This window comes from Limimaricola litoreus, from assembly GCF_024159025.1.
GTDB classification, from domain to species: Bacteria; Pseudomonadota; Alphaproteobacteria; order Rhodobacterales; family Rhodobacteraceae; genus Limimaricola; species Limimaricola litoreus.
Genome location: NZ_JAMYXC010000265.1, coordinates 1 through 15,780 on the forward strand (window position 1 = coordinate 1; position 15,780 = coordinate 15,780).

Sequence of the window (15,780 nt, forward strand, 5' to 3'; positions counted from 1 at the left end):
GTGGCGAGGCGCTGGGCGCGGGCCCGGTCGGGGGGCGACAGCCGCTCCAGCGCGCCCGCGCCGATGGTTTCCGACAAGAGGCGCTGGCCGCCCGTCGCCTGTTCGATGAGATGCAGCGCGGCGCGGCGCGCGGCGATGCCGTCGTCTGGGGCCGTGCGGGGCTGTGTCATGGCGGGTCCGGGGGTTGTTGGAGACGGCTCAGCACGTATATCCCAAGCATCCGCCGCACAAGCGCCGCCCCCAAGCCGCGCATCAGGAGAGCCGCCATGGCCGACCAGACCCCCGCCACAGACCTGCCCACCGACTTGCCGCCTGCCGCCCGCCGCGCGCTCGAGGAGGCCCGCGCCCGCCGCGACGCGCTCGACAAGGCCGCGCAGTTACCGACCGAGCTTGGCGGCCGCGACGGCCCCGAGCCGGTGCGCTACGGCGATTGGGAAAAACAGGGCCTCGCCATCGATTTCTGAAGCCTCAGCCGCCCAGCCCCAGCACGTCGATCATGTCGTGCTGACCCGGCGGCCGCCTCTGCCCCCACAGCACGGCGCGCAGCGCGCCGCGGGCAAAGATCATCCGGTCGGTCGCCATGTGGCGCAGCACGATCCGCTCGCCCTGGCCGGCGAAGATCACGTCATGCTCGCCGACGATGTCGCCGCCGCGAATCGCCGAAAAGCCGATGTGTCCTTCGGTGCGCGCGCCGGTGATGCCGTCGCGACCCCGGTCGGCGACCTGCGAAAGCGTGACGCCGCGCCCCTTGGCCGCGGCCTCGCCCAGCATCAGGGCCGTGCCCGAGGGTGCGTCGGCCTTCTGGTTGTGATGCGCCTCGACCACCTCGATGTCCCAGCCCTCGTTCAGCGCGGCGGCGACCATGCCGGTCAGCCCGGTCAGAAGGTTCACCCCGAGGCTCATGTTGCCCGCGCGGATCTGCGTGCAGTGCCGCGCCGCAGGCACCAGCTGCTCAATCTGGGTCTCGGTGAAGCCGGTGGTGCCGATCACGTGCACCGCGCGGGCCTGCGCCGCCAGATGCGCGATTTCCAGCGTGGTCTCGGGCGTGGTGAAATCGATCACGCCCTGCGCGCGGGCCATCGCCTCGAGCGGATCGGATGTGGCGATCACCCCCATCGCCGGGCCGCCCATGGCATGGCCCACATCCTGCCCGACCCAGTCATGCCCCTCGCGCACCACGGCCCCGGCAAGCCGGGCTTGATCGCTGTCGCAGACCGCCTGCACCAGCATCCGGCCCATCCGGCCCGCCGCCCCCATGATCACGATTCCCGGTGTCGTCTCGGTCATGCGCCCGTCCTCTCAAAGCTCGCCCCTGTCTCGCGCGGGGCGCGCCCGCTTGGCAAGCCCGCTCGCGAAGACTAGATGGTGCCGCATGAGCAAATCCCGTTCCTCCGAGCCCCGTGGCCCCTCGCAGCGCCAGCTGCGCGTGGGCGAACTGATCCGCCGCAGCCTGTCCGAGCTTCTGAGCCGTGGCGACCTGCACGAGCCCGAGCTGTCGGCCATGTCGATCACCGTGGGCGAGGTGCGCGCCACGCCCGATCTCAAGCGCGCCACCTGCTTCGTACTGCCGCTGGGCGGCGGCGACGAGACGGTGATGCTCGATGCGCTCAGGCGCGCCAAGCCCGAGATCCGCCACCAGCTGGCGCGGACCATGAAGCTCAAGCACGCGCCCGACCTCAAGTTCGAGATCGACCGCACCTTCGACCGGATGGACGAGACCCGCCGCCTTCTGTCGGACGAGAAGGTCCGCCGCGACGTCGAGGCCTCCGAAGCCGCGCCGGAGGAGGACGGGGAATGACCCCGCGTCTCGGGCTGGCCGCGCTGGGCCTTGCCGCTGCCTGCGCCATGCCGCTCGCCGGACAGGCGCAGCCTTGCGAGGATGTCGATCACGAGGGGCTGTCCTACACGGTCTGCGAGGTCGATCCCGCCGCCGATGATCTGCGGCTGTTCCTCACCGACGAGAATGGCGGGCTCTACGGCAGCTTTCAGGCGATCGACAGCGCCGCCGAGGGGCGGGCGCTGACCTTCGCGATGAACGCGGGCATGTATCACCCCGACCGCCGCCCCGTGGGCCAGTATCTCGAAGAGGGCGAGGAGGTCATGCGCCTCGTCACCAACGCCGGTCCCGGCAATTTCGGCATGCTGCCCAATGGCGTGTTCTGCATCGGCGAGGACACCGCGCGAGTGATCGAGACGCTGCGCTACGAGGCCGAGGCGCCCGACTGCCGCTATGCCACGCAATCGGGGCCGATGCTGGTGATCGACGGCGAACTGCACCCGCGCTTTTTGCCCGACAGCACCTCGCGCAACATCCGCAACGGCGTGGGCACCAGCGCTGACGGCGATCGCGCGGTCTTTGCCATCGCCAACCAGCCCGTGACCTTCCACGAGTTCGGCTCGTTCTTCCGCGATCGGCTGGAGCTGCCTCAGGCGCTCTATTTCGACGGCAATGTCAGCCGCTTGCACGCGCCCGCGCTGAACCGGTCGGATTTCGGCTTTGCGATGGGGCCGATCGTCGGCGTGCTGGCCCCCGTTGACGCGGCCCGCCCCGGCGGCTAGGCCGCGCGCCTCGCAGCAACGAAGGGGGCCGACATGGCACGCAAGCGCAAGGGCCGCGACATCTCGGGCTGGCTGGTGGTCGACAAGCCCGCGGGCATGACCTCCACCGCGGTGGTCAACAAGGTCAAATGGGCCTTCGACGCCAAGAAGGCGGGCCATGCCGGCACGCTCGATCCGGATGCAACCGGCGTGCTCGCCGTGGCGCTGGGCGAGGCCACGAAGACCGTGCCCTTCATCACCGATGCGCTCAAAGCCTATGAGTTCACCGTGACCTTCGGCGCTGCGACCAACACCGACGACGCCGAGGGCGAGGTGGTGGCCCGCTCCGACGCCCGCCCCTCGGATGCCGAGATCAAGGAGGCGCTGCACGGCTTCGTCGGCGACATCGAGCAGGTGCCGCCTGCCTTTTCGGCGGTCAAGATCGACGGCCAGCGCGCCTATGCCAAGGCGCGCGCGGGCGAGGAGGTCGAGCTTGCCGCGCGCCCGCTCTGGGTCGAGAGCCTGATCCTCATGGACCGCCCGGACGCCGATCACGCGACGCTCGAAATGGTCTGCGGTAAGGGCGGCTACGTGCGCTCCATCGCGCGCGATCTGGGCGAGAAGTTGGGCTGCCTGGGCCATGTGCGCGAGCTGCGCCGGGTCTGGTCGGGGCCGTTTACCGCCGAAGAAGGCGTGACGCTCGATCAGATCGAGGCCGAGGCGAAATCCGAGGCGCTCGACCGTTTCCTGCGGCCTCTGGAGGACGGCCTCGCGGACCTGCCGCGCGTCACTTGCTCGGCCGAGGCCGCGGGGCGGCTGAGGAACGGCAACCCCGCGCCGGTGATCGTCTCGGGCCTCGATTACGGCGAAGAGGCCTGGGCCGCGCATGAGGGCCGCGCCGTGGCGGTGGGCCGGGTGATGGGGCCCGAGCTGCATCCCAGCCGCGTCTTCGTCCTTTAGAACACCGCGCGCCGCACGAGGTTCAGCCCGGCGACCAGAAGCACGATCAGCGTAACATGCTTGAATGCCTTCTGGTCGATCCGGTCATGCGCCAGCCCGCCGAGCCACATCCCGGCCACGGCGGGCAGGATCATGAAGAGCGAAAACGGCAGCGTCGCGCCATTGAGCACCCCCGATTGCAGATGCGCGCCCGACAGCGCCACCGCTCCAAGCCCGTAGATCACCCCCTGCACCCGGATCGAATCGCCCTTGGGCGTGTCGATCGCGGTGAGATAGGCCACCGTCGGCGGCCCCCAGACGCCCGAGACGCCACCGACGAAGCCCGAGAACCCGCCGATCGCGGCTTCGAGGGCACTGGTCTTCTCCGGCACCTTGGGCGTCCAGCCCGACAGCTGGAGGATGGCAAAGGCCGAGACCGGGCCGCCGATCAGCAAAAACAGCGCCTCCGCGCTCAGCATCCGCACCAGCTGCGCCGAGAGCGCCAGCATCAGCCCGCCCGCGATCAGGTAGATCCGGAACCGCTTCACGGTGGAGAGCGCGGCGTGCCCGCCCTGCCGCAGGGCCTGCATGCCGTTGGTCACCAGCGTCGGCGCGATCAGTGCGGCAAGTGCGAGTTCAGGCGGCAGGAACAGCGACAGCGACGAGATCATGATCATCGGCATGGCGAAGCCGACCATGCCCTTCACGATGCCCGCGCCGAAGCCTACGAGAACGGAGAGCAAAAGAAGCTGCGGCGACATCAGCTCGGTAAATGGATACATGCGGCTCTCACGGATTTTCGGTCGCCGCAGTGGTGGCGAGAAAACGACGGCCCCGCAAGGGGCCTCAACCGGCCTTCTCGATCGCCTCGATCAGCCGCCCGCGCGCGGGCGGCAGGGGCCGGTCGCCAGAGCCCGGCACCAGGCGATGCTCGATGAACCAGCCGGTGGTGCGCAGCGCAGCCACGATATCGCTCGCCTCCGCATCCCCCTCTCCGCGCAGCACCGGCGGCAGCGGCAGCAGCTTCGAGGCCCATTCGCCCGCCCCGGCCCGGCTCACGGCGCGGCCCGATTTCGGGCTGACCAGCTCCAGCCCCTCGGTCGCGCCGGTGACGGCGCAGCGGTCGAGATCGAGCGCGAAGCCCATCTCCTCCAGAAGCGCCAGTTCCCAGTGCAGGTAGGCCAGCGGCCAGACCTCGCTTTCGCCCAACAGATCGAGCAGCGCCATGGTCCGGTCATAGAGCGGCGCGTGCGGGTCGCGCTCGGGCAGCACAGTCACGAGCAGCGCCGCGACGGCGTTGAGCCCCGCGAGCGCCAGCCGATCATGCATCACCTGCGGCGCGCGCGAGCGGATCGGCTCGAAGGTGAAATTGCCCAGATGCTCGCCCAGCCGTGCCTTCCATGTCAGGTCGAGCTGCGCGCCGGGCTGCAGGAGCGGCGCGATGCGGCGCGAGCCGCCGCCCCGGACCACGCCCGCATGCAGCCCGTGCCCGCGGGTGAAGACCTCGAGGATGGCCGAGCCCTCGCCGTGGCGGCGCACCCGCAAAAGCGCGCCCTCCTCGCGCCACTCGATCATGCGCGCCCCGGTGCGGGGGACGGGCCGAGGTTCAGGCCTTCGCGCGGCCCGGCTTGAAGGGCGCCATGCCGGCGCGGGCCAGCTCGTCGGCGCGCTCGTTCTCGGGATGGCCGGCATGGCCCTTGACCCATTGCCAGGTGACCGTGTGCCGTGCCGCGGCCTCGTCGAGCCTGCGCCACAGGTCCTCGTTCTTGACCGGCTTGCCGGTCGAGGTCTTCCAGCCCTTGCGCTTCCATCCCGCCATCCATTCGGTGATGCCCCCCTTCACATAGGCGCTGTCGGTCACGACGGTAAGCTTCGTCGGCTTGGCCAGCGCCTCGAGCGCGGAAATCGCAGCCATCAGCTCCATGCGGTTGTTGGTGGTCATCTGCTCGCCGCCCTTGAGCGCGCGCTCCTTGGTGACCTCCTCGCCCTCCTTGGCCTGCAGCAGCGCGCCCCAGCCGCCGGGACCGGGGTTGCCCGAACAGGCGCCATCGGTGAAGGCAAAGATCTTGGCCATGCGCGGCATCCTTGGTCAGGGGGATCGGGCGTCCCCTTTAGGCGAAGCTTCGCCGTGCGGCAACGCACCATGGGGAACTCACCCGCGGGGGTTCGGGGTTCACAGGTACATCTCAACCGATCCGGGAGGCTCCCCCATGTTTCACCATTCCTCCAAGCTTCAGTACAACGTCCGCGTCGACAAGCCCTCGCCCGCCTTCGCCAAGCATCTCCAGCAGGCGATCGGCGGCATCGAGGGCGAGATCCGCGTCGCCATGCAGTATTTCTTCCAGGCGATGGGCGCGCGCGGCGACAGCAAGTACCGCGACATGCTGATGATGACAGCGACCGAGGAGCTGAGCCACATCGAGTTTCTGGGCCATGCCGTCGCGCTCAACCTCGAAGGCGCGCCGGTCGAGGTGCAGGACGAGGCGGCGAAAGATCCGGTCGTGCACGCGATCCTGGGCGGTATGAACCCGCGCCACATCCTGTCATCGGGCCTCTCGGCGATGCCGGTGAACGCCAACGGCGTGCCCTTCGACATGAGCCACGTCTATGCAACCGGCAACCTTACCGCCGACATGATGGCCAACGCCACCGCCGAATCAGGCGGCCGGGTGCTGGCCTCGCGGCTGTACAACATGACCGACGACGCGGGCATGAAGGACATGCTGTCGTTCCTCATCGCGCGTGACACGATGCACCAGCAGCAGTGGCTTGCGGTGATCGAGGAGCTGGGCGGCTGGGAGGCGGCGTTGCCGATCCCGAACTCGACCCCGCAGGAGCACGAGGCGACCGAGCACAGCTACTACTTCCTCAACACCTCGCTCGACGAGCCGACCCCCGAAGGCCGCTGGACCTCGGGCCCCTCGCTCGACGGGCGCGGGACGTTTTCGATCAAGGACAAGCCCGAGCCGCTGGGCCAGAAGCCCGACCTCGGCAAGGCCAAGCCAAAATCCGGCACCCAGACCGAGCAGCAGTAAGACCACGGGGGGCGGGCTTCAGGGTCCGCCCCTTCCCTTTCATCTTTCCTCAAATCCGCAAATCCGGCGTCAGCCGCGCGCGAAACGCCCGGGGGTCGCGCCTGCCGCCAGCCCGGGGATTTGCGTATTTGAAGAAAGATGAACCCAAGGGGCGCGCCCTCAGAGCAGCGGCAGCGCCAGGCTGATCACGACAAGGCTGGTGAGCAGCAGTCGCAGGCGCAGCCACCACTCCGGCGCGAGGCCGCGGCCCTGGAAGCCCGCATCGAGCGCCAGCAGCCCGGTGAAGCCCGCGATCAGCACGAGGCTGGAGCGCTCCCAGCCGCCGCCGACGAGGAAGGCCACCCAGAGCGCGGGGATCACCGAGACGGCATAGCCGATGGCGGCAACGCGGCCCTCGGCCTTGGTGGCAAAGCCCCACAACACGCCCGACATGAAGCTCAGGATCACGCTGCCGTAGAAAACCTGCACGTAAGGTCCAACGAGTCGCTGCGGCAGCCAGTCGGGCGCGAGCCCCGGAAACCACGTCGTCAGCGCGCCCCAGACGAAGGGCAGTACCCCGGCGAGGCCCAGAAGCAGCGGCGCGCGCGGGATCATGCGGGCTCGCGCAGGATGCGCGGCACCTTGAACTCGACGTTCTCCTGCGCCGTCTCGACCAGATTCACGGTCACGTCATAGCGGGCGCGAAAGGCGTCGATCACCTCGTTGACCAGCACCTCCGGCGCGCTCGCCCCCGCCGTTACCCCCAGCGAACGGATGCCGCCCAGCGCGCGCCAGTCGATGTCGGCGGCGCGCTGCACCAGCTGCGCATAGCCGCAGCCCGCCTTGGCGCCGACCTCGACGAGACGCCTGGAGTTCGAGGAGTTGGGCGCGCCTACCACGAGGAGCGCGTCGCAATCGGGCGCCATCGCCTTCACCGCCTCCTGCCGGTTGGTGGTGGCGTAACAGATGTCTTCCTTGCCCGGTCCCTTGATCGCCGGGAAACGCGCCTTGAGCGCCGCGACGATGCCCGCGGTGTCGTCGACCGACAGCGTGGTCTGGGTGACGAAGGCAAGGCGCTCGGGATCGCGCACCTCGACCGTGGCGACATCGGCTTCGGTCTCGACCAGGAGCACCTCGCCCTCAGGCAGCTGGCCCATCGTGCCCACCGTCTCGGGGTGACCGGCATGGCCGATCATGACCATCTGCAGCCCCTCGGCCGAATGGCGCGCCGCCTCGTTGTGGACCTTGGTGACCAGCGGGCAGGTCGCGTCCACCTGTATCATCGCGCGCCGCGTCGCTTCGGCGGGCACGGATTTGGCGACGCCATGCGCCGAGAAGATCACGGGCCGGTCGTCGGGCGCCTCGTCGAGCTCCTCGACGAAGACCGCGCCCTTGGCGCGCAGGTCGTCGACGACGTAGCGGTTGTGCACGATCTCGTGGCGCACGTAGACCGGCGCGCCCCATTTCTCGAGCGCCATCTCGACGATCTTGATGGCGCGGTCCACGCCCGCGCAAAAGCCGCGCGGCGCGGCGAGGTGCAAGGTCAGGGGCGGCAGTGTCGTGTCGGTCATCAAAGAGCCTCCGGGGCGCGCTTGGCCGGTCGCATGCGTTCCCGCACAGCTAAGCATTCCCCGCGCGGAGGTCCAGCGTCCGCCCCGCCGGGCGGCGGTCAGTCGCCCTGCTCGGCGCGATCGCGCGGCGGATGCTGGCGCCCGGCCCGGCCCACGACATCGCGCAGCTCTTCGAGATCGATGAAGTTGTCGGCCTGGCGGCGCAGCTCGTCGGAAATCATCGAAGGAGTCGAGCGGACCGAGGAGACCACCGAAACGCGCACCCCGCGCCGCTGCAGCGCCTCGGCCAGCGGGCGGAAATCGCCGTCGCCCGAAAACAACACCGCATGGTCGATCCGTTCCGCCAGATCGAGCGCGTCGACCGCCAGCTCGACATCCATGTTGCCCTTGATCTTGCGCCGGCCCTGCGCGTCGGTGAACTCGCGCGCGGGCTTGGTGCGCATGGTGAAGCCGTTGTATTGCAGCCAGTCCACCAGGGGCCGGATCGGCGAGTATTCGTCACCCTCCAGAAGCGCGGTATAGTAATAGGCCCGCACCAGACGGCCCCGCCGCATGAACTCCTGCCGCAGCAGGCGGTAATCGATGTCGAAGCCGAGCGCCTTGCCCGTTGCGTGCAGGTTGGCGCCATCGATGAAAAGTGCGAGTCGCTCGTCGTGATAAAACATTGTGCGAAAATCCCTTGCTGAATATCGCCATGGCAGGCCATGGCTGCGCCCGATCTGCGAAATGGCAGGGGGTGCCCTCTCTTCCTGCCCGGCTTCGCTTTCGAGAATCAAGGACCGGATCGCATGAGCATGCCCCCCCAGACCGCGCGAGACACCTCTGCCCCGGCCCGCCGGGCCCTGATCGCGCTGGGCGCCAATGCCCCCGCTCCGCAGGGCGGCCCGGCGTCGAGCCTGCGCGCCGCGATGGGCGAGATCGCGGCGCTGGGCCGGGATGCGCGCTGCAGCCGACTATGGCGCAGCCCCGCCTTTCCCGCAGGCAGCGGCCCCGATTTCGTCAATGCCGCCATGGCGCTGGACACGCCGCTTTCGGCGCCCGCGCTGCTCGAGGCCCTGCACGCCATCGAGGCGCGCTTTGGCCGCGAAAGGCAGCGGCGCTGGGGGCCGCGCAGCCTGGATCTCGACCTGCTGGCGCATGGCGAGGAGGTGCTGCCCGATCGCGCCGAATGGGCGCGCTGGCGCGATCTGCCGCTGGAGCGGCAGATGCAGGAGACGCCGAAGGCATTGATTCTGCCGCATCCGCGGCTGCAGGACCGCGGCTTCGTGCTGCTGCCCTTGGCCGAGGTCGCGCCCGATTGGCGCCATCCCGTCACCGAGCTTACGGTGACGCGGATGCGCGATGGGCTGCCCGCGGCGGCGCAGGAGGGGCTGGAGCCGATCGACTGAGGCCCCGGGCCGCTTGTCTTTCGCCGCCGGGGGCTGTATGCGTGCGCTTTCGAGGCCGCGCCGCGCGATTTTGCGCGCCATGGTCCTTTGCCCAACCTCAGATGGGAGTCGTCCGATGGCCCGCGTGACAGTCGAAGATTGCGTTGACAAGGTTCCGAACCGGTTCGAGCTGGTGATGCTCGCCGCGCATCGCGCCCGCGAGATCACCTCCGGCGCGCCGCTCACGGTCGCCCGCGACAACGACAAGAACCCCGTCGTCGCCCTGCGCGAGATCGCCGACGAGACCCAGCAGGCCGACGATCTGCGCGAGCGGATGATCGAGGCGCATCAGACCCAGATCGAGGTCGACGAGCCCGAGGCCGATTCGATGTCGCTCCTCATGAGCCAGGAGGCCGACAAGCCGGCCCAGGACGACATGAGCGAAGAGCGCCTGCTGCGCGAGCTCATGCAGGTACAAAAAGAGGGCTGAACGCAGCCCGCCAAGGCCGGGGGGTAGGACGCCCAGATGACAACCGCAGACGAGCTGATCGCTCTGGTCCGCAGCTACAACCCGGTCACCCGCGACGCGCTGATCCGCGACGCCTACGCCTTCGGCGAAGAGATGCATTCCGGGCAGTTCCGCAAGTCGGGCGAGCCCTACTTCATGCATCCCGTCGCCGTGGCGGTGATTCTCGCCAAGCAGCAGATGGACGACGCCACGATCGTCACCGCGCTCCTGCACGACACGATCGAGGACACCCGCGCCTCCTTCTCCATGGTCTCCGAACGCTTCGGCCGAGAGATCGCCGAGCTGGTCGATGGCGTCACCAAGCTGACCAACCTGCAGCTCTCCTCGACCCGCACCAAGCAGGCCGAGAATTTCCGCAAGCTCTTCATGGCAACCTCGCGCGACCTGCGGGTGACGCTGGTGAAGCTGGCCGACCGACTCCACAACATGCGCACGATCCGCTCCATGCGGCCCGAAAAGCAGGCCCAGAAGGCGCGCGAGACGATGGAGATCTACGCGCCGCTGGCGGGCCGGATGGGCATGCAGTGGATGCGCGAGGAGCTCGAGGACCTGTCGTTCCAGGTGCTCAACCCCGAGGCCCGCAACTCGATCATCCGCCGCTTCATCATGCTCCAAAAGGAAGCGGGCGACGTCGTCGAGCGGATCACCACCGACATGCGGGTCGAGCTCGACCGCGCGGGCATCCGTGCCGATCTCTTCGGCCGCGCCAAGAAGCCCTACTCGATCTGGCGCAAGATGCAGGAGAAGGACCAGGGCTTCTCGCGGCTCTCCGACATCTACGGCTTTCGCGTCATCACCGACAGCGAGGCCGATGCCTACCGCGTCCTCGGCGTGATCCACCAGCGCTGGCGCGCCGTGCCGGGCCGGTTCAAGGATTACATCAGCCAGCCGAAATCCAACGGCTACCGTTCGATCCACACCACCGTCTCGGGCCGCGACGGCAAGCGGGTCGAGGTGCAGATCCGCACCCGCGAGATGCACGAGGTGGCCGAGACCGGGGTGGCGGCTCATTGGTCCTACCGCGACGGTCTTCGGGTCGAGAACCGCTTTGCCGTCGATCCCGCGCGCTGGATCGCGCAGCTGACCGAGCGACTGGAGACCGGGCATGACGACGAGGATTTCCTCGAGGCCGTCAAGCTCGAGATGTATCAGGACCAGGTGTTCTGCTTCACCCCCAAGGGCGAGGTCATCAAGCTGCCGCGCGGCGCCACCCCGATCGATTTCGCCTTCGCGATCCATACCCGCATCGGTAGCGCCTGCGTCGGCGCCAAGGTCGACGGGCTGCGCGTGCCGCTCTGGACCCGGCTCAAGAACGGCCAGTCGGTCGAGATCATCACCGCCGACGGGCAGCGCCCGCAGGCGAGCTGGATCGAGATCGCCGTGACGGGCCGCGCCAAGGCCGCGATCCGCCGGAGCCTGCGCGAGGAGGACCGCGAGCGCTTCGTCAAGCTGGGCTCCGAGCTCATCCGCGTGGCCTTCGAGAACGTCGGCCGCCGCTCCACCGACAAGGCGCTGCGCACCGCCGCCAAGACGCTGGGGCTCGACAGCGCCACCGAGCTTCTGGCGCGGCTCGGCTCGGCCGACCTGACCACGCGCGAGGTGGTGGAGGCGCTCTACCCCGAGCTGGTTGCGCATGGCGATGCGCAGGAGATCGCGCAGGAGCGCGCCGTCGCCGGCCTCGCCGCGGGCCAGAGCTTTCGCCGTGCGCCCTGCTGCCAGCCGGTGCCGGGCGAGCGGATCGTCGGCATCACCTTTCGCGGCCAGGGCGTGGTGATCCATGCCATCGACTGCCCTGCGCTGGCCCATTACGAGGAGCAGCCCGAACGCTGGGTCGATCTGCGCTGGCAGGAGGGCACCCACGCCGCCGTCAACACCGTCAGCCTCGACCTGACGCTCACCAACGACGCGGGCGTGCTGGGGCGGATCTGCACGCTGATCGGCGAGCAGTCGGCCAATATCTCCGACATGACCTTTCTCGACCGCAAGCCCGATTTCTACCGCATCCTCGTCGACATCGACCTGCGCGACGCGGAGCATCTGCACCGGGTGATGACCGCGCTCGAGGCCGAGAGCCACGTCTCCTCGATCGAACGGCACCGCGACCCGTCCCGCGCCCTGCCGCAATCCCAGCCCCAGCATCAGGCGTCCTCGGCTCCGGCCGAGGGCTGATCGGGGGCGCGGTGGTCTTCAAGCGGCGCGACAGGCGATCGGTGGGCCGCGCGGTGGCCGAGGTCCTCTATCCGCGCGGCGGCTGGCGCCGCGCCTTCGGCTACGTCAAGCACCGGCTGCAGCGCCTGCCCGACACGCCCGAGAAGATCGGCCGCGGCATCTTTGCCGGCGTGCTGGCCAGCTGGACGCCGTTCTACGGGCTGCATTTCGTGATCGCCCTGGTCTTTGCCAAGATCGGCCGGGGCAACATGCTCGCCGCGCTCTTGGGCACCTTCTTCGGCAATCCGCTGACCTATGTGCCGATCGGCGTGGTGGCGCTGCAGACCGGCCATTTCATCATGGGGCACCCGCCGGGACGCGGGATCGAGACCTCGCTCATGGGCAAGTTCGCCGCCGCGGGCGAGGATCTGTGGCACAATTTCGGTGCGCTGTTCGGCCCGGACCGCGCCGATTGGCACGGGCTGGGGCTGTTCTACCACCAGGTCTTCCTGCCCTATCTCGTGGGCGGCATCCTGCCCGGGCTGATCTCGGCCTTCGCCTGCTACTGGCTCTTCGTGCCCGTGATCGCGGCCTATCAGAACCGCCGCCGCCGCAAGCTGCGCACCAAGCTGCAGGCCCTGGGAAAAAACCCCGAATCCGCGGCTGACGAGGGGCCGGGTCCGGGATAGGCTGCGGCCCGAAGGAGACCTGCCCATGACGGACCTCAGACTCGGCGTGAACATCGACCACGTGGCCACGGTGCGCAACGCGCGCGGCGGCGACACCCCCTCGCCCGTGCGGGCCGCCAAGCTGGCCGAGGAGGCGGGCGCCGACGGCATCACCGCGCATCTGCGCGAGGATCGCCGCCACATCTCGGATGCCGATATCGAGGCGCTGATGGCGGCGCTGAAGCTGCCGCTCAATTTCGAGATGGCCGCCACCGAGGAGATGCAGGCCATCGCCCTGCGCCACCGCCCCCATGCCGTCTGCATCGTTCCCGAAAAGCGCGAGGAGCGCACCACCGAGGGCGGGCTCGAGGTGGCGCGCGACGAGAACCGGCTGGCGCATTTCATAGCGCCTTTGCGCGAGGCGGGCTGCCGGGTGTCGATCTTCATCGCCGCCGAGCCTGCGCAGATCGACGCCGCCGCGCGCATCGGTGCGCAGGTGGTGGAGCTGCACACCGGCGCCTATTGCGACGCCCATGCCGCGGGTGATGTCGCCACGCGCGACGCGGAGCTTGCCAGGATCACCGAGATGGCTGCTCATGCCCACGATCTCGGGCTGGAGGTCCATGCCGGTCACGGGCTGACCTATGACACGGTCGGCCCCATCGCCGGGCTGCCCGAGATCCGCGAGCTCAACATCGGTCATTTCCTGATCGGCGAGGCGATCTTTCGCGGGCTTTCTCCGGCCATCGCCGAGATGCGCCGCCGGATGGAGGCCGCGCGACGGGTGATGCGCTAGGCTTGTTCCCTCCGCCCGCGATCACGATTTTCGCCGTCACGGGCTAAACCGCCGATCTCGCAAGGATTTGCCGACAAGGCAGCGAATTTCCGCACAGGATCGGGGTGCCGCGGTTCCCGCGCCAGACGACCCCGGAACATGCGCCCGCGCTTGCCGTTCTGCCCTCCAAGACCGGCCGGGCCCACTCACCCCCCTGCCCGGCCGGTCATCAACACTGGAGGAAGGAACGATTATGTTCATGAAGTCCAAGAGCCTCGTCGCCGCCACCGCGCTCACCGTTGCCGCTTCGGGCGCTTTCGCCCAAGGCCAGGAAGGCCTCGTCAACGTCTCGGTCGACGACAACACCGTGCAGGTGCCCGTCGATGTCGCCGCCAATGTCTGCGACCTCGACGTGAACGTGCTGGCGAGCGACTTCGTAGGCTCCGAGGAGACCGCCTGCGAGATCGACCAGAAGACCGCCGCGCAGAACGGCATCCAATCGAACGGCTCGAACAGCGCCGAGGGCAACAATGGCCAGCAGAACGGCCTCGTGAACCTCTCGCTCGACGGCAACACCGTGCAGGCCCCGATCGGCGTGGCCGCCAATGTCTGCGACGTCGACGCCAACGTGATCGCGCAGGACTTCACCGGCACCGACGAAAGCGTCTGCACCATCTCGCAAGAACAGGCCGCCGAGAACGGCATCGACACCTCGGGCCTGAGTGACAGTGACATGAGCAACGCGACCGATACGCTCGGCGACACGGTGGACACTACCACCGACGCGGCCGGTAGCGTCACGGATACCGCCACCGACGCGGCTGACAGCGTGACCGACACCACGACCGATGCCGCAGACAGCGTGACCGACACCGCCACCGATGCTGCCGATAGCGTGACGGACACCGCCACCGACACCGCCGACAGCGTCACGGACACCGCCACCGACGCGACCGACACCATCACGAACTAAGCCGTATCAAAGGCTTCGCCTCGAAAGGCGCCCGGATCACCGGGCGCCTTTTTTCATTGGGGAATCGTCGAAAAAACGCACTCGAATCACGGACCGATCACCCGGCTTGCGCGTTGTATCCACAAGCGGCCCCCAAAGGGGCATCCACCATTCAAGGAGGCATTTATGGCCGACCATCTCGACACCATCAAGAAGCTCCACACCCGCGTCATCGACAGCCGCGACGGCTACAAGCGCTCGCGCGAGGAAGTGAAGGACGAGCGCGGTTTCGTCGGCTTCTTCGACCGCCGCATCGCCGAGCGCGAGCAGTTCCACACCGTGATCCACCGCCAGCTCGGCGCCGAGGGCGTCGATGTGAGCGAAAGCGGCTCGACCACCGCCGCCGCGCATCGCGGCTGGCTCTCGCTCAAGGATTCGCTGACCGGCAACGACGAGGCGGTCTACGACGAGATCATCAATGGCGAAGAGCAGCTTCTGAAGCTCTATGACGACGCCCTCGAAAAGACCGCCGGCAAGCCGGAGTGGAGCTTCCTGTCGAGCCAGCGGGCCGACGTGGAAAAGGCGCTTTCCGAGGCGCGCGCCGAAAAGGCCCGCCACGCCGCCTGATCCACCGTCTTTTTCGGTTCCGAAAGCGCCGTCCCCTGCCCGGGGGCGGCGTTTTCACGTCCGCCGCGCCCCGGCTTGCCTCGGCCCCTGCCAATCGCTACCCAAAGCGCATGATCCTCGGCATCGGCACCGACCTCGCGAATATCGACCGCATCGCCGGCGTGCTGGAGCGCCACGGCGACCGGTTCCGCAACCGCGTCTTCACCGACATCGAACAGGCCAAGGCCGAACGGCGGCGCGATGTGGCGGGCACCTATGCCAAGCGCTGGGCCGCCAAGGAGGCCTGCTCCAAGGCGCTGGGGACCGGGCTTCGCATGGGCATCGCCTGGAAGGACATGGCGGTGTCGAATCTGCGCACCGGGCAGCCGGTGATGGAGGTCACGGGCTGGGCCAGGGAGCGCCTCGACGCCATGACACCGGCGGGTCACGAGGCGATCATCCATGTCACCCTCACCGACGATCACCCCTGGGCGCAGGCCTTCGTGGTGATCGAGGCGCGGCCGCTGACGGGGCATTGAACCGCGCGGCGATGCGCGCTCGAAGGCCATCGAGGGTCACGGGGCTGGTCTTGCGGTTTCGCGCGCGCTAGAGGGCGGGCTTGGTGGATTCCTTGACTAATCCCCCCGCCCCCCGCATGTAGCCCCGAAACCCC

At 68.7% G+C, this 15,780-nt stretch carries 20 protein-coding genes; 13 read left to right on the top strand and 7 right to left on the bottom strand.

Features of this window, described 5'->3' with window-relative positions; genetic code table 11:
• Positions 1 to 266 precede the first annotated feature (266 nt).
• Positions 267 to 464, top strand: a complete 198-nt coding sequence (locus tag NHG85_RS16430) for a DUF1674 domain-containing protein (RefSeq protein WP_253334389.1) — start codon at positions 267 to 269, stop codon at positions 462 to 464.
• A gap of 4 nt (positions 465 to 468) precedes the next feature.
• On the opposite strand, the gene dapB is transcribed toward NHG85_RS16430, so the two are convergent.
• Complete coding sequence (gene dapB / locus NHG85_RS16435; protein ID WP_253334391.1) at positions 469 to 1,287, bottom strand: 4-hydroxy-tetrahydrodipicolinate reductase; 819 nt, start codon at positions 1,285 to 1,287, stop codon at positions 469 to 471.
• 85 nt (positions 1,288 to 1,372) lie between these two features.
• On the opposite strand from dapB, the gene rbfA reads away from it, so the two are divergent.
• Genes rbfA through truB form a run of 3 tightly spaced genes read left to right on the top strand, consistent with a single transcriptional unit; the run spans position 1,373 to position 3,498 of the window.
• A complete protein-coding gene (gene rbfA / locus NHG85_RS16440; RefSeq protein WP_253334393.1) occupies positions 1,373 to 1,798 on the top strand; it encodes a 30S ribosome-binding factor RbfA in 426 nt (141 codons plus the stop codon).
• Positions 1,795 to 2,559: a phosphodiester glycosidase family protein gene (locus tag NHG85_RS16445; protein ID WP_253334395.1), complete on the top strand. Its 765-nt coding sequence runs from the start codon at positions 1,795 to 1,797 to the stop codon at positions 2,557 to 2,559. Before rbfA ends, NHG85_RS16445 begins: the two co-directional genes overlap by 4 nt.
• A 33-nt stretch (positions 2,560 to 2,592) precedes the next feature.
• Complete coding sequence (gene truB, locus NHG85_RS16450; protein WP_253334397.1) at positions 2,593 to 3,498, top strand: tRNA pseudouridine(55) synthase TruB; 906 nt, start codon at positions 2,593 to 2,595, stop codon at positions 3,496 to 3,498.
• Here the strand turns inward: truB and NHG85_RS16455 are convergent.
• The 3 genes from NHG85_RS16455 to rnhA form a co-directional block, all read right to left on the bottom strand.
• Positions 3,495 to 4,259, bottom strand: a complete 765-nt coding sequence (locus NHG85_RS16455; RefSeq protein WP_253334399.1) for a sulfite exporter TauE/SafE family protein — start codon at positions 4,257 to 4,259, stop codon at positions 3,495 to 3,497. The two genes, truB and NHG85_RS16455, sit on opposite strands and share 4 nt — an antisense overlap.
• Before the next feature lie 64 nt (positions 4,260 to 4,323).
• Complete coding sequence (recO, locus tag NHG85_RS16460) at positions 4,324 to 5,052, bottom strand: DNA repair protein RecO (RefSeq protein WP_253334406.1); 729 nt, start codon at positions 5,050 to 5,052, stop codon at positions 4,324 to 4,326.
• Positions 5,053 to 5,083: 31 nt separating this feature from the next.
• Positions 5,084 to 5,551 carry a ribonuclease HI gene (gene rnhA / locus NHG85_RS16465; protein WP_253334409.1) on the bottom strand — a complete coding sequence of 156 codons (468 nt, stop codon included), beginning with the start codon at positions 5,549 to 5,551 and terminating at the stop codon, positions 5,084 to 5,086.
• A 136-nt stretch (positions 5,552 to 5,687) separates the two neighbouring features.
• On the opposite strand from rnhA, the gene NHG85_RS16470 reads away from it, so the two are divergent.
• Positions 5,688 to 6,512, top strand: coding sequence for a manganese catalase family protein (locus NHG85_RS16470; protein ID WP_253334410.1), 825 nt, complete (start codon positions 5,688 to 5,690; stop codon positions 6,510 to 6,512).
• Between the two features lie 159 nt (positions 6,513 to 6,671).
• Here the strand turns inward: NHG85_RS16470 and NHG85_RS16475 are convergent, their stop codons facing one another.
• The 3 genes from NHG85_RS16475 to NHG85_RS16485 all read right to left on the bottom strand — a co-directional run bounded on the left by NHG85_RS16475 (position 6,672) and on the right by NHG85_RS16485 (position 8,727).
• Positions 6,672 to 7,106 carry a DUF3429 domain-containing protein gene (locus NHG85_RS16475; RefSeq protein WP_253334411.1) on the bottom strand — a complete coding sequence of 145 codons (435 nt, stop codon included), beginning with the start codon at positions 7,104 to 7,106 and terminating at the stop codon, positions 6,672 to 6,674.
• A complete protein-coding gene (gene ispH, locus NHG85_RS16480) occupies positions 7,103 to 8,062 on the bottom strand; it encodes a 4-hydroxy-3-methylbut-2-enyl diphosphate reductase (protein WP_253334412.1) in 960 nt (319 codons plus the stop codon). The genes NHG85_RS16475 and ispH overlap by 4 nt, the downstream gene beginning before the upstream one ends.
• Positions 8,063 to 8,160: 98 nt before the next feature.
• The gene (locus tag NHG85_RS16485) at positions 8,161 to 8,727 is read right to left on the bottom strand and encodes a LabA-like NYN domain-containing protein (protein ID WP_253334413.1); all 567 of its coding nucleotides are present in this window, start codon (positions 8,725 to 8,727) and stop codon (positions 8,161 to 8,163) included.
• A gap of 123 nt (positions 8,728 to 8,850) precedes the next feature.
• Here NHG85_RS16485 and folK point away from each other — a divergent pair, with 123 nt between their 5' ends.
• The 8 genes from folK (at position 8,851) to acpS (ending at position 15,646) form a co-directional block, all read left to right on the top strand.
• Positions 8,851 to 9,450 carry a 2-amino-4-hydroxy-6-hydroxymethyldihydropteridine diphosphokinase gene (gene folK / locus NHG85_RS16490; protein WP_253334414.1) on the top strand — a complete coding sequence of 200 codons (600 nt, stop codon included), beginning with the start codon at positions 8,851 to 8,853 and terminating at the stop codon, positions 9,448 to 9,450.
• A gap of 115 nt (positions 9,451 to 9,565) precedes the next feature.
• Positions 9,566 to 9,919 carry a DNA-directed RNA polymerase subunit omega gene (gene rpoZ, locus NHG85_RS16495; protein ID WP_021692332.1) on the top strand — a complete coding sequence of 118 codons (354 nt, stop codon included), beginning with the start codon at positions 9,566 to 9,568 and terminating at the stop codon, positions 9,917 to 9,919.
• 36 nt (positions 9,920 to 9,955) lie between these two features.
• Positions 9,956 to 12,127, top strand: coding sequence for a RelA/SpoT family protein (locus NHG85_RS16500; RefSeq protein WP_253334415.1), 2,172 nt, complete (start codon positions 9,956 to 9,958; stop codon positions 12,125 to 12,127).
• An 11-nt stretch (positions 12,128 to 12,138) separates the two neighbouring features.
• Positions 12,139 to 12,795 carry a DUF2062 domain-containing protein gene (locus NHG85_RS16505; RefSeq protein WP_253334418.1) on the top strand — a complete coding sequence of 219 codons (657 nt, stop codon included), beginning with the start codon at positions 12,139 to 12,141 and terminating at the stop codon, positions 12,793 to 12,795.
• 25 nt (positions 12,796 to 12,820) lie between these two features.
• Complete coding sequence (locus tag NHG85_RS16510; RefSeq protein ID WP_253334420.1) at positions 12,821 to 13,570, top strand: pyridoxine 5'-phosphate synthase; 750 nt, start codon at positions 12,821 to 12,823, stop codon at positions 13,568 to 13,570.
• A 232-nt stretch (positions 13,571 to 13,802) separates the two neighbouring features.
• Positions 13,803 to 14,522, top strand: coding sequence for a hypothetical protein (locus tag NHG85_RS16515; RefSeq protein WP_253334422.1), 720 nt, complete (start codon positions 13,803 to 13,805; stop codon positions 14,520 to 14,522).
• Between the two features lie 165 nt (positions 14,523 to 14,687).
• Positions 14,688 to 15,128 carry a PA2169 family four-helix-bundle protein gene (locus tag NHG85_RS16520; protein WP_253334424.1) on the top strand — a complete coding sequence of 147 codons (441 nt, stop codon included), beginning with the start codon at positions 14,688 to 14,690 and terminating at the stop codon, positions 15,126 to 15,128.
• 110 nt (positions 15,129 to 15,238) lie between these two features.
• Positions 15,239 to 15,646, top strand: coding sequence for a holo-ACP synthase (gene acpS / locus NHG85_RS16525; protein ID WP_253334426.1), 408 nt, complete (start codon positions 15,239 to 15,241; stop codon positions 15,644 to 15,646).
• The last annotated feature ends 134 nt before the right edge of the window (positions 15,647 to 15,780 follow it).